This window comes from Micromonospora siamensis (genome assembly GCF_900090305.1).
In the GTDB taxonomy this organism is placed as follows: Bacteria; Actinomycetota; Actinomycetes; order Mycobacteriales; family Micromonosporaceae; genus Micromonospora; species Micromonospora siamensis.
This window is the reverse complement of the sequence record NZ_LT607751.1, coordinates 1,079,431-1,097,381: the sequence shown is the minus strand read 5'-3', so window position 1 is coordinate 1,097,381 and position 17,951 is coordinate 1,079,431. Positions and strand designations below refer to the sequence as shown.

The following is a 17,951-nucleotide window of genomic DNA, read 5'->3' as shown; positions in this document are numbered from 1 at the left end:
CGTGCGGCTGGCGGGCCTGACTCCGCACGACCTGTGGCACACGGCGGCGAGTCTGGCCGTGGCGGCGGGCGCCAACGTCAAGGCGGTGCAGCGGATGCTCGGGCACGCCTCGGCGTCGATGACGCTGGACGCGTACGGGGGCCTCCTCGGTGACGACCTGGACGCGGTCGCCACCCGGCTGGACGAGGCGGTCGCGGCGCGGGATGCGGGACTGGTTGCGGACCGCGACGGTGTTGTCGACCTCGGGAAACGGCGAAGCCCAGGTCATTGACCTGGGCTTCCGTACCGAGCCGCCTGACGGAATCGAACCGTCGACCTACGCATTACGAGTGCGTCGCTCTAGCCGACTGAGCTAAGGCGGCAACGATCGTCAAGTGTACGGCACCCCACCCCGGACAGCCGAACCGGATACCCCAACCCCGGGATCCGGACATCGAGGCACGTTCGGTCGCCCGGCGGACAGCGCTCCCCCGCGATCCGGGCGTACGCTCCCGCCCGTGACCGACGATCGCGTACCGGCCGGGAACCCCGACCAGCCCGACGCACCGGCCGGGCCCGAGCGCAGCGAGCTGCCTCGGGCCGCTCATCGGCCGCGCAGCACCGATCCGCTGGAGCTGGGCTTCACGCCCCGCAAGCCGGTGCCGTGGCTGGCGCCGTTCCTGCTGATCAGCACCGGCATCCGAACGCTGCTGGCGATGCTCTTCGGGGCGTACCTGGACAAGCGGGAGCTGCAGAACGCGCTGGACGCGAAGATCTCCAAGCAGGTCGGGCCGGACGGCGGTCTGTGGCTGGACTACGTGGCCGACCTGGGTGACGGTTTCAACGCCACCTACTCGATCGCCTATCTGCTGGCCCAGCCGGAGCTGACGGTGGACGGGCAGCGGCTGCCCCGGGCGCAGACCCTGGTGATGGGAGGCGACCAGGTCTACCCGTCGGCCAGCTACGCGGCCTACGAGGACCGCTGCAAGGGGCCGTACCAGGCGGCGCTGCCGGCCAGCCCGCCCGACCGGCCGACGCTGTTCGCGGTGCCCGGCAACCACGACTGGTACGACGGCCTGACCGCGTTCCTGCGGCTCTTCGTCCGGTCCCGGGACCGGCACTTCGGCGGCTGGGGCACCGGCCAGTCCCGGTCGTACTTCGCGATCGAGCTGCCGGCCGACTGGTGGCTGCTGGGGCTGGACGACCAGTCCGGCTCGTACCTGGACGACCCGCAGCTCAGCTACTTCGACGAGGTGGCGGAGAAGCTGACCGCGCAGAGCCGGGTGATCCTGGCGGTGCCGGCGCCGACCTGGGTCAAGGCCGTCGACCACCCCACGGCGTACGACTCGATCGACTACTTCGTGCGGACCATCGTCGCCCCGACCGGGGCGCAGGTGCGGCTGCTGCTCTCCGGCGACCTGCACCACTACGCCCGGTACGCCGGCCCGGAGCGGCAGCTGATCACCTGCGGTGGCGGCGGCGCGTACCTCTACCCCACGCACATGCTGCCGGAGCGGATCGAGGTGCCGCCGCGGGACACCCTCGCCCGGCGGGCCAGCGTCACCCGCGAGTACGACCTGGTCGCCCGGTTCCCGGAGAAGGCCCGCTCACGGCGGTACGGCTGGGGGATCTTCGCCCGGCTGCCGTTCCGCAACCCGGGCTTCACCACCCTGCTCGGCACCCTGCACACGTTGCTGATGCTGGCGATGGCCGGGGTGGCCAACGACCGGGCCGGCACGACGGAGCAGCGACTGTTCAGCGTACCGTTGATGATCATGCTGGTGGTGACGCTGCTCGGCGCCGCCTTCTTCGCCAAGCCCCCCAGCGCCGGCGGCAAACGGCACGCCCGGCACTGGATCCTCGGCGTCAGCCACGGCCTGGCGCACCTGGCGCTGGCCGCCGTCGGCACCTGGGTGTGGCTGATGCTGCCGTTCTACGGGTGGCCCTGGCCGCTGCCGGCGGTCGCCGCCGCGGTCGTGTACGGGCCGGTGATCGGCTTCGTCGCCGCCGAGCTGGTGGCGGCGTACCTGCTGGTGGCGGGGGCGTTCGGGGTGAACGTCAACGAGCTCTTCGCCGCGCAGGGCATCGAGGACTCGAAGTCCTTCCTCCGCCTGCGCATCGACCCCGACGGCACGCTCACCATCTACCCGATCGCGGTCGACCGAGTCTCCCGAAACTGGCAGATCAACCCCGACCAGTCCCCCACCGCCTCCTGGCTGACCCCGGAAACCCCCCTGACCCCCCACCTGGCCGAGCCCCCCATCACCCTCTCCTGACTGGCGAGCAGCGCCAGGTACTGCGGAGCGCCTTCGATGCAATCATGATCCGACAAAGAGGCAAGGGAAGGCCGAAGAACGGCCAGCCGATCTGGAAGGCCGATTTGATCGAGGTTGAGTTCTCACCGGCGTGGTCGCAGTGAGGGTTCGGCGGGTTGGCCGGCGCCCCGATCCCCCCATCGAACGGGCTGCCGGGTCGTAGCAAGGGTCGATGGCGGTCGCTCAGCTGGTCCCCGAGTCGTAGGCGCGGCGGGAACCGCAGACGTCGGAGAGGGAACACCGCTTGGTCTCCCCACCGGAGATCTGCCGAACAGTGACGGTCTCGCTCGGCGGATGCCGGGACACAACCTTCCCCAGGCCATCAGGGGTCTCGATTCGCTGACCTGGAGATGGGTAACTGCCACTTTCGGCGTACAGCGGATGTTCGTACTTCAGGCAGCACATCAGCCGGCCGCACGCCCCGGAGATGCGCAGCGGGTTGAGCGGCAGGTCCTGGTCCTTGGCCATCCGGATGGTGACCGGCTCGAAGTCCTTGAGGAAGGTGGCGCAGCACAGGTCCCGGCCGCACGAGCCGATGCCGCCCTGCACCCGGGCCGAGTCCCGCGCGGAGAGCTGGCGCAGCTCGACCCGGCAGTGCAGGGTGGCGCCCAGGTCCCGGACCAGCGACCGGAAGTCCACCCGGTGCGGAGCGGTGAAGTAGACCGTGGTCCGCTCACCGCCGCCCTCGGCGGGGCCGAGGACGTGGTCCACGGCGACCACCTTCATCGGCAGGCCGTGCTCCCGGATCAGCCGCTTCGCGGCGACCTTGGCGTCCGCCTTGCGCCGCCGCAGCGTCTCGTCCCGGCGCAGGTCGTCCTCCCGGGCCAGGCCGACCAGCTTCGGGAAACCGTCGGTGTCCTCGCCGACCCACTGCGCGGCCCAGACGCACTCGGCCACCTCGGGGCCGTCGTCGGTGGGGACCAGCACCTTGTCGCCCACCTGCGGGTTCAACTCGCCCGGGTCGAGGTAGTAGAGGCGCCCGTACCGGTTGAAGCTGACCGCGCAGAGCATGCCCATCCCCTCACCATACGTCCCGCGTCCGGCCCCGGCCCGACGGCCGTCGCCGGACGATCACTCCGCGCAGCGGTCGACGATCGTCGACTCGCCGGAACGGCCCCCGTCCCGTCGGCCGGACCCGCCTCGCCCGGACGGTTGATTCGCGGCGAACGGCCGGGACAGCGCCGGACCCGCGGCGTTGAGTGGAGGAAGACCTGCGGGGGGTGCAGGGAAAGGCCACGGCGCCGCGCCGGAGCCGGCGCGCGCCGGCTCCCGAGCGCGGCGCCGTGTGCCGTACCGGCAGCCGGACGCCGCGCGGTTGCTCAGTGGCCGATGCGGGTGCCGGCGCCGCCCCACCGGGGCGCGCTCTCCACCGACGGCCGCCAGGTCGACTCGGCCAGGCTCGGCGACCACTGGCGCAGCAGGGTCTCGGCCCCGTCGTACGCCACGCCGAGCACCGCCAGCACCCGGGCCGCGATCTCCGCGGCCTCGGCCACCCCGGCGCCGCCGGACGGGGTGGCGCCGCCGCCCGAGGTCGCCGCGACCACCGCCACCGCCTCGGTGCAGCCGAGCACGTCGCCCAGCACCCGGGCCACCGCCAGCCGGCTGCCCTGCACCCACTCGGCGAGCGCGTCGGCGTAACCCGCGGTCGCCTCCAACCGGCCCACCAGGCTCTCCGGCCCCTCGTCGAGGTGGCGCAGCAGGGCCGACCGGGCCTGGTCGTACGCGCCGGCAGCCGGGCCGGACCAGAGCCCGGGGTCGGTGAGGGCGGCGCCGGCGTCGTCGTACCCCCGGACGAGCCGGCGCACCGCGTGCCCGGCGGAGGCCAGCGGCGCCGGGTGCAGGTCGAGGAAGGCGCGCAGCGCGTCGCCGGGGAGCACCTGCATCCGACGCAGCAGCGGCCAGACCTGATGCCCCTCCGGCGCGCCGGCCGCGAGCAGCGTGTCCACCCGGCGCAGCAGGTCCAGACCCGGCTCGGCGAGCCGGTCCAGGGCGTCCATCAGGCCTCCCTGGTGAGCCGGCGGCGGGCCGCGTGGTCGACGTCGGCGTAGCGGTCGGCGGCGCTGCGGACGGCGGCCGCGGCGGCGGCGAGCCGGGCCGCGGCGGCGGCCGCCTCCCGGGCCCGGTCACCGGTGGCCTCGGTCCAGCGCCGGTGCAGGGCCCGGCCGATCTCGCCGGGACGCCCCGGCGCGTCGGCGCCGAAGACCGGGTGGGCGGGGTCGGTGGCGGTGACGGTGTGCGCCAGGGCGGCCAGGGTGTCGCTGGCCTCGTCGAGCCGGGCGGCGAGGGTGTGCAGCCGGTCCATCTCAGGCCCCCGCGAGCGGCCGGTAGGCGGCGAAGGTCTCGTTGTGCAGCTTCTCCCGGGCCCACTGGGCGGCGTCGGCGGCGGCCGTGACCGCGGCCTGCACCGAGCCGGCCACGTCCCGGGGGTGGCGGTTGTGCAGGGGGCCGAGGAAGCGGACGTCGGTGATCCGGCCACCGGCGGTCACCACCACCTCGACCAGCCCGTCGGGCGAGCGGACGGTGACCTCGACCGTCGACACCGCCTGGTCGAACTCGGCCTGCAGGGACTCGATGCGGCGGTAGCGCCGCACCGCCTCCTCGATCCAGGCCTCGTCGATCTCCGCGCGCGGCATCGGCGGACTCCTCCCCGACAGGTCCTCACTGAGCGTCCCACCATGGTCACCATGGCGTCACCGGACCGTACCGCACCCGAATCGCGCCTGTCGATGCCTGTGGACGGGGAGGGGTCAGCCCCGCCAGAGAGCGAGCATCATCGCTTCCACGGCGATCCGCGGCTTGACGTTCGCCTCGATCGCCGACCGGCACTCCAGCACCGCCTCCAGCCGGCGCAGCGCCCCCTCGGCCGCCCACTTCTGCGCCCCGGCGGCGGCCAGCGCGGCGGTGTCGGTGTGCACGGGGGCCACCGGGGCACGCAGCGCCGTGGTCAGCGCGTCCCGGTAGAAGCCGGCCAGGTCGACCAGGGCCCGGTCCAGCGCGTCCCGCTGCGCCCGGGTGGCTCGCGACTTCTGCCGCTTCTCCAGCTCCTTGAGCTGCCCGGCGGCGCCCCGGATCGCGCCGGCCGCGCCCCGGCCGGTGCCGCCGGCACCCAGCGCCGTCTGGAGCGCGGCCCGCTCGGCCTCGTCGGCCTCGGCCACGGACGCCGCGGCCTCCGCCTCGGCCGCCTCGATCAGCGCCGACGCCGCGTCGAAGGCCGCGCCCACCCCGGTCAGCCGGCGCGGCACGGCGAGCACCGCGTCCCGCCGCGTGCGGGCCTCCGGGTCGCGGGCCAGCCGCCGGGCCCGCCCGACGTGCCCCTGGGCTGCCGCGCCGGCCCAGGCCGCGACGTCCGGCGCGACGCCGTCCCGGCGGACCAGCACCTCGGCCACCGCCTCGGGCGGCGGCTGCCGCAGGGGTACGAGCCGACAGCGCGACCGGATGGTCACCGAGACGTCGTCGGGGTGGGTGGACGGGGCGCAGAGCAGGAAGACGGTCCGCGGCGGCGGCTCCTCGATCGCCTTGAGCAGCGCGTTGCCCGCCGCCTCGGTGAGCCGGTCCGCGTCCTCGATGATCACGACCTGCCACCGGCCGCCGCTCGGTGTGCTCGCGGCGCGCAGCACCAGGGAGCGCATCTCGCCGACGGAGATGGAGAGCCCCTCCGGCACCACCAGCCGGACGTCGGCGTGGGTGCCGGTCATCGTGGTGTGGCAGCCGGGACACTCGCCGCAGCCGGTGCCGTGCACGCACTGCAACGCGGCGGCGAAGGCCCGGGCGGCCACCGAGCGGCCCGAACCGGGCGGCCCGGTGAAGATCCAGGCGTGGGTCATCCCGGCCGACGGGTCGGGCCCCGATCCCGCCTCCGGCGGCCCGGCGGCGCGCAGCACCGCGGCGGCCGAGGCGGCGGCCCGCCGCAGGGTGTCGACCGCCTCCTCCTGCCCGACCAGGTCGGCGAAGACGTCCGGCATCAGGTCCGGTGCTCCAACGTCACCAGCTCCGCGTCGGATAACTCCGGCTGCACCGAGGTGTCCGGCCCCTGGGCGGGACGGGGGTGCACGATGCCGGCCGGGTCGGCGAGGAACTCCTCCACCCGGCGGGCCACCAGGCCGGCGATCTCCTCCGCCGGGCGGGACGCGTCGAGCACCAGGTAGCGCTTCGGGTCGTTGGCGGCGAGGTCGAGGAAGGCGTACCGGACCCGCTCGTGGAAGGCGACCGACTCGGCCTCCAGCCGGTCGGTGCCCTCGTTGCGGGACTCGACCCGGGACAGGCCGGTGCGCGGGTCCACGTCCAGGAGGACCACCAGGTCGGGCTTGAGCCCACCGGTGGCCCACGAGGAGAGCCAGGAGACCTCGTCGACCGGCAGCGTACGGCCGGCGCCCTGGTAGGCCAGGGACGAGTCGACGTACCGGTCGCTGACCACGACCGCGCCCCGGATCAGCGCCGGCCGGACCACGGTGGCGACGTGGTGGGCCCGGTCGGCGGCGTAGAGCAGCGCCTCGGCGCGCGGCGACGGCGCGTCGGGCGCCGACTTCTCCAGCACCAGCGAGCGGATCTTCGCGCCGACGTCGGTGGCGCCCGGTTCCCGGGTCACCACCACGTCGCGGCCCTGCCCGCGCAGCCGGGCGGCGAGCGCCGCCAGCTGGGTGGACTTGCCGGCGCCCTCGCCGCCCTCGAAGACCACGAAGAGCCCGGCGGAGACGAACGGCTCGGCCGGCATCAGCGGGCGGCCCCGGATCGAGCCCCAGAGGTCCGCCAGGACCGGTACGCCCTTCTTGTCGTCCATCTGGCCGAAGGCGCTGATCCCGGCGAAGATGCCGGCGGCGCCCGCCGCCAGCAGCAGCAGGCGGGTGGAGGAGACCGAGATGCCGAGGTCGGCGATGGTCAGCTGGCGCGACCCGCCGACGCCGACCAGGAGGCTGCTCAGCGCGATGGCGAGGATCAGCACCAGCCGGGTGCCGATCTGGACCACGGCGAAGACCCGGCCGCGGACCTCGTCGGCGACCTCGCCGCCGAGCAGCGTGGTGCCGGCCAGGAAGGCCATCCCGGCGCCCGCGCCGACCAGGATCGCGCCGAGGATCGCCATGGACAGGTGGATGGCGAACGCCAGCACCATGACCGAGGCGCTGGCCAGCACGATGCTCATGCCGAACCAGCGTCGCCGGGACATCTCCCGGACGATCATCGGGCCGAGCCCGATGCCGAGCGCCAGGCCGATGAAGATCGCGCCGAAGAGCATGTAGAAGGCGGCGTCACCGGCGCCGAGCGAGGCGGCGAAGAACTTGGCCGTACCGATCACGATGCCGCCGCCGGCGAACGCGCCGAAGATGCCGAGCACCAGGCCGCGGACCAGCGGGGTCTGGCCGATGTACTTCCAGCCGTCGGCGAACTGCCGGAACATGCTCTGCTCGGCGCGCTCGCCCTCGCCGCGCTGGGCGTGGCTGATCTCCTTGATGCCGAACGCCACCACCAGCGCGGTGGCCAGCCGGGAGAAGGCGTTCAACCAGAGCGCCAGCTGGGCCGGCTCGGCCCAGGCGGGCAGGTCGCCGCCGACGGCGCCCCGGACCCCGCGGTCGAGCACGGCCAGGCCGATGGCGGCGGCGACCGGGGTCAGGCCGTAAGTGGTGATCAGGGTGAGCTGGTTGGCCGCCTCGAGCCGGGCACGGGGGATGAGGTTGGGGACCGCGGCTTCCTTGGCCGGGATCCACAGCAGGGTGACCGACTCGATCAGGAAGGTGGCGATCAGCGCCCAGCCGACCACCAGGCCACCCGCGGCGCCGGTCAGGGCGTAGAGCGGGATGGAGGCGAAGAGCACGAAGCGCAGCAGGTCGCAGATGACCATCGTCCAGCGCCGGTCGAACCGGTCGGCGAAGACGCCGGCCAGCGGGCCGAGCACCAGCGCGGGCAGCAGCCGGATGGCGATCGTGGTGCCGAACGCGGCACCCTTGGCGGTGCTGCCCTGCACCTGCCCGGCGGCGAAGACGGAGGTGGCGAGCAGGCCGAGCCAGTCGCCGAAGGAGGCCGCGCCGAGCACGATCCAGAGCCGGCGGAACGGCCGGATGCGCAGCACCGAGCGGATCGCCGCGGCGCCGGAGCGGTCCGCCGGGGAGCCGGCCGGGCCGCTGTCGGCGTCCCGCTGCGCGCCGGGCGTGGCGGCCGGGTCGGCGGAGGCGCCGGCCGGGTCGGCGGGCGCGGCCGGTCGCCGGTCGGCGCCGTCGGCGCGCCGGTCACGGGCAACGTGCGCCGGGCCGGGCCCGTCCGGTCCCAGGTCGGCGGCTCCGGGCTGCGGGCCGTGGGCTCCGGGCTGCGGGCCGGTTGGCGACACACCGGACGACTCGCCGTTCTGCTGGCTTTCGATGGCCGTACCTCCACGTGCCGGCCCAACGTTGGGCATCCCCGGTGAAACACTCTAGTCGCGCGGGCGGGCTCGCCCCGACCTGCCACATCCTGCGCGCCGAGCCTAGGCCGCCGCCGCCAGCCGGCGCAGCTCGGACAGACGCGAGGGTATTTCGCATTCACTCCCAGACAGTTAGCGTGCAGACGTGGCGACCCACAGCGAACAACTCCGGCAGCGCCTGGACCGGGCGACCGCCCACCTCGACCCGCCGTACGCGGTGGTCGACCTGGACGCCTTCGACACCAACGCCACCGCCCTGGCCGACCGGGCCGCCGGCAAGCCGGTCCGGGTCGCCAGCAAGTCGGTCCGCTCCCGGGAGCTGATCGCCCGCGCGCTGGCCCGGCCGGGCTGGCGCGGGGTGATGGCGTTCACCCTGCCCGAGGCGATCTGGCTGGCCGGGTCCGGCGGGACCGAGGACGTCCTGGTGGCGTACCCCACGGCCGACCGGGGAGCGCTCGACCGGCTGGCCGCCGACCCGACGCTGGCGGGCCGGATCACCCTGATGGTGGACGCGCCCGAGCAGCTCGACCTGATCGACGCCGTCTGCGCCCCGCAGCGCCGGCCGGAACTGCGGGTCTGTCTCGACCTGGACGCCTCCTGGCGACCGCTGGGCGGGCGGTTGCACGTCGGCGTGCGCCGCTCACCGGTGCACAGCGCCCGGGCCGCCGGCGCGCTGGCCGCCACCGTCGCCGGCCGGCCGGGCTTCCGGCTGGTCGGCCTGATGGCGTACGAGGCACAGATCGCCGGGCTCGGCGACGCCCCGCCCGGGCAGGCCGCGTACGCCACGGCGATCCGGATCGCCCAGCGCGGGTCGTACCGGGAACTGCTGGCCCGCCGGGGCGCTGCGGTCGCCGCGGTACGCGAACACGCCGACCTGGAGTTCGTCAACGGCGGCGGCACCGGCAGCGTGGCCGCCACCAGCGCGGATCCCGCGGTCACCGAGGTCACCGCGGGATCGGGCCTGTACGGGCCGACGCTCTTCGACGCCTACCGGGCCTGGCGACCCGCCCCGGCCGCCTTCTTCGCCTGCTCGGTGGTCCGCCGCCCGGCCCCCGCCCTGGCCACCGTCCTCGGCGGCGGCTGGATCGCCTCCGGTCCGGCCGCGGACAGCCGGCTGCCCCGGCCGTGGCTGCCGGCCGGACTGAAGCTGCTCGGCGCCGAGGGGGCCGGCGAGGTGCAGACCCCCCTGGCCGGCCCGGCCGCCGACGAGCTGCGGGTCGGGGACCGGGTCTGGTTCCGCCACGCCAAGGCCGGCGAACTCTGCGAGCACGTCAACGAGCTGCACCTGGTGCAGGGGGACGCCGTCGTGGCGACGGTGCCGACGTACCGGGGCGAGGGCCACGCCTTCCTGTGAGCCGGCGGGCCCCCGCGTGCCTCGCGGGTGCCCGCCGTGGAGTCGCCCGGTCGCACCCCGGGCGTCGTCCCTGCTCGCGGCCGACGCCGGTCAGCCCGGCTGGCCGGCCTCGGTCCGTACGTCGACCTGGCGGTAGAGGTATTCGCGGATCAGCGCCTTCGCCTCGACCAGCACCCGGTCGTCCCCCTCGGGGCGGCGGCGGAACGCGAGCTTGATCAGGGCGTCGGCCGCCTCCACCGCGATCTCCAGGTGGAACCGCAGGTCGGGCACGTCGCTCAGGCCGAACCGCTCGGTGAGCACCCGGGCCAGCTGGTCGGCGATCACGCCGTTGTTGTCCCGCTGCTCATCGAGCAGGTGCAGGTCGACCACGTCGCCGAAGTGCAGGGTACGGAACCCGGGGACGGTGCGGTGCATCGTGATGTACTCGTCGATGCCCGCGTCGACGCCGTCCCACCAGTGGGTCATCTCGTCGGAGGCGAACCGCTCGTCGAGCCGCTGGAGGTAGGACTCCATCGTGCGCAGGGTCAACGCCTGCACGATGGCCCGCTTGTCCGGGAAGAACTGGTAGACCGATCCGATCGCCACCTCGGCCCGTTCGGCGAGCAGCGTCGTGGTCAGTCCCTCGTACCCGACCTCGTCGACGAGCTCGGCGCAGGCGTCCAGCATCCGCTGGACCCGCGCGACACTTCGACCCTGCACCGGAACGCGGCGCAGCGGTCCGGTCGTGGCGGCTGGTGTGGACACTCGGCGCCACCCCCCTTCGACGGATGAACATATCTGCACGTCACGAGTTCGTGACTACCGGTACTAACGATCGGACCCCGATTGCGGTATTTACCAGGCACAACGTTCCTGATATGAAGTCAGTTCACATCCGGATCGAGGAGGGTGCATGGCCCCCACCGCGCCGCGGGTGCCCGGCTGGACCAACTGGGCCGGCAACCAGCAGGCCACCCCGACCGCCGTCGGTCGCCCCGAGACCGTCGACGGCGTCGTCGAGGCGGTCCGGGCCGCCGCCGCCGCCGGCGAACGGATCCGCCCCGTCGGCAGCGGCCACTCCTTCACCCCGATCGCCCTACCCGCCGGACGGCAGCTCAACCTGGACGCCCTGCGCACCGACATCCGGGTCAACCGGACCGACCGGCTGGTCACCGTGCCGGCCGGCACCACCCTGCGAGCGCTCAACGCGCTGCTCACCGCGCACGGGCTGGCCCTGCCCAACCTGGGCGACATCGACGCGCAGACCGTGGCCGGGGCGATCTCCACCGGCACCCACGGCACCGGCGCCAACCTCGGCTGCCTCTCCACCTTCGTCGAGGCGTTGACCCTGGTCACCGGCACCGGCGAGGTGCTGCGCTGCTCCGCCGACGAGCACCCGGACATCTTCGCCGCCGCCCGGGTCGGGCTCGGCGCGCTCGGCGTGCTGGTCGAGGTGACCCTGCGCTGCGTCGACGCCTTCACCCTCCGCGCGCACGAGCGGCCGGCCCCGCTCGCCGAGGTGCTCGCCGACCTGCCCGAACTGGTCGCCGGGCACGACCACGTCGAGTTCTACTGGTTCCCGTACACCGCCCGGGTGCAGGTGAAGACCAACGACCGGGTGCCCGCCGACGACCGGCCGCTGCCCCGCTGGCGCGGCTGGCTGGACGACGAGTTCCTCGCCAACACCGTCTTCGCCGGGGCCTGCCGGCTGGGCCGCGCCGTGCCGGCGCTCGCCCCGACCATCAGCGCCGTCTCGGCCCGGGCGCTCACCGAACGGACGTACACCGGCCGCTCCGACACGGTCTTCTGCACCCCGCGCCGGGTCCGCTTCGTGGAGATGGAGTACGCCCTCCCACGCGCCGCCCTCCCCGACGCGCTCGACGCGCTGCGGCGGATCGTCGACGGGCTGCCCTTCAAGGTGCTCTTCCCGGTCGAGGTGCGGTTCACCGCCCCCGACGACATCTGGTTGTCGCACGGGTACGGCCGGGAGTCCGCGTACCTCGCCGTCCACCAGTACGTCGGCCTGCCGTACGAGCCGTACTTCCGGGCCTTCGAGCAGGTCGCCGCGGGGCTGGGCGGCCGGCCGCACTGGGGCAAGCTGCACTGGCGGGACGCCGCGTCGCTGGCGCCCGCGTACCCGCGCTTCGCCGACTTCCTGGCGGTCCGCGACCGCCTCGACCCCGACCGGCTCCTCGCCAACCCCTACCTGGACCGGGTGCTCGGCGGCGCCGGCTGATCCTCAGGCAGCCCCGAGCGCCCGCACGTGACCCAGCACCCGGTCGTACGCCGCCCGGTACTCCGGCCGGGCGGTGGCCGGGTCGGCGAGGGCCGCCGTCAGGTCCACCAGCCGCAGGTCGGGTGAGAGGTCGGTCCAGGTGGGCAGCGGCTCCATCCGGGTCACCGACCACCGCCCGGGCGTCACCTGGGTGAAGGTGGCCCGGGCCATCACGCCCTCCCGGTTGTCGTCGATCGGGTCGGCGTGCCGGGCCAGCTCGTTGCCCATCCCGTAGACCACCCACTTGTCCCCGACCCGCTGGAACGGCTGCACGGCGTGGGCGTGGTGGCCGAGGATCAGGTCCACGTCGGGCGAGGCGATCAGCTGCCGGGACCAGTCCCGCTGGTCGGCGTCGGGCAGGTGCTGGTACTCCGTACCCCAGTGCAGGCTGAGCACGACGATGTCGGCGCCGGCGGCGCGGGCCCGGTGCGCGGCGGCCAGGATCTCCGGCGGGTCGATCAGGTTGGCCAGCCACTGCTTGCCGGCGGGGCGGTCCAGCCCGTTGAAGTTCAGGCTGTACGCCAGGTGCGCGACCCGGACGTCACCGACCCGGTAGATCCGGGTGGTGGCCGCCTCGGCCGCGCTGCGGGCGCTGCCGGTGTGCCCGAGACCGGCCGCGTCGAGCGCCTCGACGGTCCGGGTCACGCCCTCGGCACCCTGGTCGAGGGTGTGGTTGGAGGCGGTCGAGCAGCCGTCGAACCCGGCCGACCGGATCCCGTCGAGCACCTGCGGGGGCGCGTTGAACGACGGGTAGCCGGCGAACGGCCCGCCCGGCTCGGCCAGCGGCGTCTCCAGGTGGCACAGCGCCAGGTCGGCGGCGGCCACGGTCGGCGCGACCCCGGCGAACATCGGGGCGAAGTCCAGGCCACCCGACCGGCCGGTGCGGGTGGCGTCCCGGCGCGCCTGCGCGGTGACCTCGGGATGGACCAGGACGTCGCCCGCGGCGACCAGCCGCAGGGTGCGCCGGCCGGACGGGTCGCGGTGCGACGTGGCGCCGGCGGTCGGCGCGAGCCCGGCGGCCCCGCCGTTCCCCGTGGTGGGCCCGACCGACGCCGGCCGGGACGGTGAGGCGTCGACGGCGGCCGGAGTGCCGCCGCCCGGCTCCACCACCCGGAAGCCCAGCACGGCGGCGGCCGTCAGCAGGGCCACCCCCGCCGCGCCGAACAGCATCCGACGGCGCCGCGAGAGCGCGGGATCTGACATGCCCTCACGTTAGGCAGCCCGGGCCGGCCCGGATGCCCCGATCGGACAATCACCCCTTAACGGGTGATCACTCCTCGGTGCCGCGACTCGCGGTGGCCTTGCGCGGGGCGGCCTTCCTGGCCGGAGCCTTCTTCGCCGTGGTGGCCTTGGCGGTGGTGGTCTTCTTGGCCACGGTGGACTTCGCGGCGGCGGTCTTCTTCGCCGCCGTCGCCTTCTTGGCCGGGGCCTTCTTCGCCGCCGCCTTCTTCTTCGGCGCCGGACCCTTCGCCCGCTTCTCCGCCAGCATCTCCGAGGCCTGCTCGATGGTCAGCTCCTCCGGGGTCTGCCCGCGCCGCAGCGACGCGTTGAACTCCCCGTCGGTCACGTACGGCCCGAACCGGCCGTCCTTGATCACCAGCGGCTTCTCGGTCAGCGGGTCGACGCCCATCTCCCGCAGCGGCGGCGCGGCGGCCCGACTCTGGCGGGTCTTCGGGGCGGCCAGCAGGGCCAACGCCTCGTCCAGCGTGACCGTGAAGAGCTTCTCCTCGGAGTCCAGCGACCGGGACTCCTCGCCCCGCTGGACGTACGGGCCGTAGCGGCCGTTCTTGGCCACCACCTCGGCGCCGTCCGGGCCCACCCCGACCACCCGGGGCAGGCTGAGCAGCTTCAACGCCTCGTCGAAGGTGAGCGAGTCGGGCGACTGGGACTTCAACAGCGACGACTTGCGCTCGCCGCTGGACACGTACGGGCCGAACCGGCCGGACTTCAGCACGATCGGCTCGCCGGTCGCCGGGTCGTCACCGAGCTTGCGCTCGCCCCCGCCACCGAGGAACAGCTCGTGCACCTTCTCCGGGGTGAGCTCGTCCGGCGCCAGCCCCTCGGGGATCGGCGCCCGGTCGCCCTGGGCGCCGCCCTCCTCGCCCTCGGCCTTCGGGGCCGGCTGCTCACCCGGGAGCGCCCGCTGAAGGTAGGGACCGAACCGGCCGACCCGGACGACGACCTCGCGGCCCTCGTCGTCGGTGTGCAGCGGGATCGAGTTGACGCTGCGCGCGTCGATCTCGCTGAGGTTCTCGGTCACCAGCTTCTTCAGCCCACCGGCGTGGGCGATCGCCTGGTCGCCGGTGCCGTTGGCGCTGCCGAAGTAGAAGGAGGTGAGGAAGTCGACGGCGGCGTGGTCACCACCGGCGATCTCGTCCAGCTCGTTCTCCATGCTGGCGGTGAAGTCGTAGTCGATCAGGCGGGGGTAGTGCCGCTCCATCAGCCCGATCACCGCGAACGCCAGGAACGACGGGATCATCGCCTGACCGCGCTTGACCACGTAACCGCGGTCCTGGATGGTCTGCATGATCGACGCGTACGTCGACGGGCGGCCGATGCCCAGCTCCTCCAGGGCCTTCACCAGCGACGCCTCGGTGTAGCGCGACGGCGGCTGGGTGTGGTGCCCCTGCGCGGCCAGCTCGTCGGCGGTCAGCGGCTGCCCCTTGACCAGGGTCGGCAGCCGCCGCTCGGCGTCCTCCGCCTCGGCGTTCTCGTCGTCGGACGACTCGACGTACGCCCGCAGGAAGCCCGGGTCGGTGATCGTCTTGCCGGTGGAGCCGAAGTCGGCCTCCTCCCCGGCGGTGGAGGTCGCCCGGATCCGCACCGAGACGCTGGAGCCGACCGCGTCGGTCATCTGCGAGGCGATGGTCCGCCGCCAGATCAGCTCGTAGAGCTTGAACTCCTCGGCCGACAACTCCTTGGCCACGTCGCCCGGGGTGCGGAAGTTGTCCCCGGCGGGACGGATCGCCTCGTGCGCCTCCTGCGCGTTCTTCACCTTGCCGGTGTAGCGGCGCGGCTCCGGCGGCACGCTGCGCTCGCCGTACAGCTCGACGATCTGCCGACGGGCCGCCGCGATGGCGGTCTCCGACAGGTTCACCGAGTCGGTACGCATGTAGGTGATGTAGCCGTTCTCGTACAGGCGCTGCGCGGTACGCATCGTCTGCTGCGACGAGAAGCGCAGCTTACGGGCCGCCTCCTGCTGGAGGGTGGAGGTGATGAACGGCGCGTACGGGCGGCGACGGTAGGGCTTCTCCTCGACCCGGGTGACGGCGAACGGCCGCCCCTGAAGGCGGGCGGCCAGACCCCGCGCACCGCTCTCGTCGAGGTGCACCACGCCGGCGCCGGGCTTCACCCGGCCGGTGGTCGGCTCGAAGTCCTTGCCGGAGGCGATCCGGTCGCCGTTCAGCGCGACCAGGGTGGAGTTGAAGGCGCGCGGCCCCTCGCCCGGGTTCGCCACGGCCAGGGTGGCCAGGATGTCCCAGTACTCGGCGGTGCGGAACGCCATCCGCTGGCGCTCCCGCTCGACCACGATCCGGGTCGCCACGGACTGCACCCGGCCCGCCGAGAGCTTCGGCATGACCTTCTTCCACAGCACCGGGGAGACCTCGTAGCCGTACAGCCGGTCGAGGATGCGCCGGGCCTCCTGGGCGTCGACCAGGTCCCGGTCGATCTCGCGCGGGTTGGCCACGGCGGCCTGGATGGCCGGCTTGGTGATCTCGTGGAAGACCATCCGCTTGACCGGCACCTTGGGCTTCAGCGTCTCGACCAGGTGCCAGGCGATGGCCTCGCCCTCGCGGTCCTCGTCCGTCGCCAGGAAGATCTCGTCGACCTCCTTGGCCAGCTTCACCAGCTTGCTGATCTGCTGCCTACGGTCGGCGGAGACCACGTAGAGGGCGTGGAAGCCGTTGTCGACGTCCACCCCGAGCCGGGCCCACGGCTCGCCCTTGTACTTCGCCGGCACGTCGGCGGCGTTGCGCGGGAGGTCCCGGACGTGGCCGAAGCTGGCCTCCACGACGTACCCCGGGCCGAGGTAGCCCGAGATCGTCTTGGCCTTCGCCGGAGACTCGACGATGACCAGACGGGTGGTTCCAGCTTTGCTCGGCACGTCTCTCTTCGACCCCACTCCTGCTCCATGCCCGTTTCCGGCCGTGTCGCACCGGCCGGACCGGCGGCGGTCCGGATGTCCAACGTAACGCGCCGCCCCGCTTCTCACGGTGGCATGGTCGGCGGACGGCCCCGGCGCGGCGCTCCGGGGGCGGCCCGCGCGCTGGCGGTTGTGCCGGACGGCGCCACCGTACACCGTGGGTAGGCCGGGAAGTGGGTCACTGTGACGATGGCGCACCCTCGGTGGAGGGTTGATCGAGCCGTTTTCCGCAACCGGGCGTCCACGCGAGCTGTCCGCGATCGGACACCCGGTGGGTCGTCAGGGGCTCCCCGGCCAGTCGGCCGCCGGCGCGGCGGCGGGCCGGTCACCCACCAGCTCCGCGAGCCGGGCCAGCCGCCGCCGGCCCGAGATCCGGTACGCCGGCCCGCCCGCCCCCGCCTCCAGCAACGCCCCGGCGAGGCCGACCGCCGCGAGCGCCCGGCCCACCGGCCCCCAGCACTCGCTGTCGCCGTCGCCCAGCCCGAGCAGGAAACCCGACGGGTCGGCGCGGCCCGCCGCGGCCAACCAGATCCGCAGCCGCCGGCCGTTGAGGTGGAAGCCGGCCGGTGGCCGCTTCACCGGCCCCCGCGCCCAGGCCCGGGCCAGCGGCGCCAGGGTGCTGGCGTACGCGGTGCGGATCAGGTGCCGCCGCGGGCCGTCCGGCTCCCCGACCGCCTCCCAGGTCGGCGGCAACCCCCGCGCGGTCAGCTCCGCCACCAGCACGTGCACCCGCCAGCCGGCGTCCACCACCACCGACAGCCGCGCCGTGCCGCCCATCCGGACCACCTCCCCCGGCCCGGCGAGCAGGCCGGCCAGGTCCGCCACGGACGGGTCGGCCGCCTCGGTGCCGAACAGCGACAGCTGCCGGCCCGGGTCGGGGGGTGGGTGGGGTGGGCTCAGCGACACTCCGGGACCTCGTCGAAGGCGGCCTTGAGCTCTGTGGAGCTGAGCCGGCTGGTGTCCAGCGCGCTCGCGTCGTACTCCTTGTTCAGGCTCTCCACCGCGGTCTGCACGCCGTCGTAGAAGGTGGCCGGCTGGCTGGTGTCGAGCCCGCGGATGGTGTCCCGAGCCCGGCCGTACGCGTCCCGCATCCGGCTCAGCGAGCCGCGGAACCCGGCCGAGATCTGGTCGCCGCCGGTGGTCTCCGGCACCCCGGCCCGCTCCACCTCCCGGCGGGCCGTCTCGCTGGCCTGCCGGGCCCCGTCGAAGAGCCGGACCAGGTTCTCCCTGGCCTGCGCCGGGGTGGTCTGCGCGGTCATCTGCTGACGGGTGCTGCTGGTCAGCTTGCTGATCTCGGCCCGCCACGGGGTGAGCGCCTCGCAGACCGAGGCGGCCCAGGCCCGAGGGCTGGGACCGCCGCCACCGCAGGCGGTCACCGTGAGCAGGAGCGTGGCCAGGACCACCGTGAGCTTTCCGGCGGCAGACGCCCGGCACGTACGCATGCGTTGCAGCGTACGGCCTTCCGGGCGAACCGCCACCGGTCAGGTTTCGTCCACGGGACGGTCCCGGCCGGCGGG

General features: G+C 74.1%; 15 protein-coding genes and 1 tRNA gene. 4 read left to right on the top strand and 12 right to left on the bottom strand.

Annotated elements, in window-relative coordinates:
* The first annotated feature begins 1 nt into the window (after position 1).
* Positions 2 to 271, top strand: a complete 270-nt coding sequence (locus tag GA0074704_RS05115; protein WP_231926761.1) for a tyrosine-type recombinase/integrase — start codon at positions 2 to 4, stop codon at positions 269 to 271.
* A 17-nt stretch (positions 272 to 288) separates the two neighbouring features.
* On the opposite strand, the gene GA0074704_RS05110 is transcribed toward GA0074704_RS05115, so the two are convergent.
* Positions 289 to 362: transfer RNA gene (locus GA0074704_RS05110), tRNA-Thr, on the bottom strand.
* Positions 363 to 374: 12 nt separating this feature from the next.
* Here GA0074704_RS05110 and GA0074704_RS05105 point away from each other — a divergent pair.
* Entirely contained in the window at positions 375 to 2,255 is a 1,881-nt protein-coding gene (locus tag GA0074704_RS05105) for a metallophosphoesterase family protein (RefSeq protein WP_377471278.1), read from the top strand.
* Between the two features lie 222 nt (positions 2,256 to 2,477).
* Here GA0074704_RS05105 and GA0074704_RS05100 read toward each other — a convergent pair whose 3' ends face one another.
* From GA0074704_RS05100 to tmk, 6 genes are all read right to left on the bottom strand, one after another.
* A complete protein-coding gene (locus GA0074704_RS05100; protein ID WP_088969425.1) occupies positions 2,478 to 3,311 on the bottom strand; it encodes a PSP1 domain-containing protein in 834 nt (277 codons plus the stop codon).
* Positions 3,312 to 3,613: 302 nt separating this feature from the next.
* Entirely contained in the window at positions 3,614 to 4,291 is a 678-nt protein-coding gene (locus GA0074704_RS05095; protein ID WP_088969424.1) for a hypothetical protein, read from the bottom strand.
* Positions 4,291 to 4,596 carry a hypothetical protein gene (locus tag GA0074704_RS05090; RefSeq protein WP_088969423.1) on the bottom strand — a complete coding sequence of 102 codons (306 nt, stop codon included), beginning with the start codon at positions 4,594 to 4,596 and terminating at the stop codon, positions 4,291 to 4,293. The genes GA0074704_RS05095 and GA0074704_RS05090 overlap by 1 nt, the downstream gene beginning before the upstream one ends.
* 1 nt (position 4,597) lies before the next feature.
* The gene (locus GA0074704_RS05085) at positions 4,598 to 4,927 is read right to left on the bottom strand and encodes a YbaB/EbfC family nucleoid-associated protein (RefSeq protein ID WP_088969422.1); all 330 of its coding nucleotides are present in this window, start codon (positions 4,925 to 4,927) and stop codon (positions 4,598 to 4,600) included.
* 114 nt (positions 4,928 to 5,041) lie between these two features.
* Positions 5,042 to 6,256: a DNA polymerase III subunit delta' gene (locus GA0074704_RS05080; protein ID WP_088969421.1), complete on the bottom strand. Its 1,215-nt coding sequence runs from the start codon at positions 6,254 to 6,256 to the stop codon at positions 5,042 to 5,044.
* Positions 6,256 to 8,679: a dTMP kinase gene (tmk, locus tag GA0074704_RS05075; RefSeq protein ID WP_377471281.1), complete on the bottom strand. Its 2,424-nt coding sequence runs from the start codon at positions 8,677 to 8,679 to the stop codon at positions 6,256 to 6,258. Before tmk ends, GA0074704_RS05080 begins: the two co-directional genes overlap by 1 nt.
* A gap of 148 nt (positions 8,680 to 8,827) precedes the next feature.
* Between tmk and GA0074704_RS05065 the strand changes: the two genes are divergently transcribed.
* On the top strand, positions 8,828 to 10,036 hold the full coding sequence (locus tag GA0074704_RS05065; protein WP_088969418.1) for an amino acid deaminase/aldolase: 1,209 nt from the start codon (positions 8,828 to 8,830) through the stop codon (positions 10,034 to 10,036).
* A gap of 90 nt (positions 10,037 to 10,126) precedes the next feature.
* Here GA0074704_RS05065 and GA0074704_RS05060 read toward each other — a convergent pair whose 3' ends face one another.
* A complete protein-coding gene (locus tag GA0074704_RS05060; protein WP_088969417.1) occupies positions 10,127 to 10,702 on the bottom strand; it encodes a TetR family transcriptional regulator in 576 nt (191 codons plus the stop codon).
* Between the two features lie 226 nt (positions 10,703 to 10,928).
* On the opposite strand from GA0074704_RS05060, the gene GA0074704_RS05055 reads away from it, so the two are divergent.
* Complete coding sequence (locus GA0074704_RS05055; RefSeq protein ID WP_088969416.1) at positions 10,929 to 12,251, top strand: D-arabinono-1,4-lactone oxidase; 1,323 nt, start codon at positions 10,929 to 10,931, stop codon at positions 12,249 to 12,251.
* A gap of 3 nt (positions 12,252 to 12,254) precedes the next feature.
* On the opposite strand, the gene GA0074704_RS05050 is transcribed toward GA0074704_RS05055, so the two are convergent.
* From GA0074704_RS05050 to GA0074704_RS05035, 4 genes are all read right to left on the bottom strand, one after another.
* Positions 12,255 to 13,493, bottom strand: a complete 1,239-nt coding sequence (locus tag GA0074704_RS05050) for a CapA family protein (RefSeq protein WP_231926760.1) — start codon at positions 13,491 to 13,493, stop codon at positions 12,255 to 12,257.
* Between the two features lie 67 nt (positions 13,494 to 13,560).
* Positions 13,561 to 16,395, bottom strand: coding sequence for a type I DNA topoisomerase (gene topA, locus GA0074704_RS05045; RefSeq protein ID WP_088969415.1), 2,835 nt, complete (start codon positions 16,393 to 16,395; stop codon positions 13,561 to 13,563).
* 318 nt (positions 16,396 to 16,713) lie between these two features.
* Positions 16,714 to 17,340: a hypothetical protein gene (locus GA0074704_RS05040; protein WP_088969414.1), complete on the bottom strand. Its 627-nt coding sequence runs from the start codon at positions 17,338 to 17,340 to the stop codon at positions 16,714 to 16,716.
* Positions 17,331 to 17,876 carry a hypothetical protein gene (locus tag GA0074704_RS05035; protein WP_088969413.1) on the bottom strand — a complete coding sequence of 182 codons (546 nt, stop codon included), beginning with the start codon at positions 17,874 to 17,876 and terminating at the stop codon, positions 17,331 to 17,333. Before GA0074704_RS05035 ends, GA0074704_RS05040 begins: the two co-directional genes overlap by 10 nt.
* Positions 17,877 to 17,951: the final 75 nt, after the last annotated feature.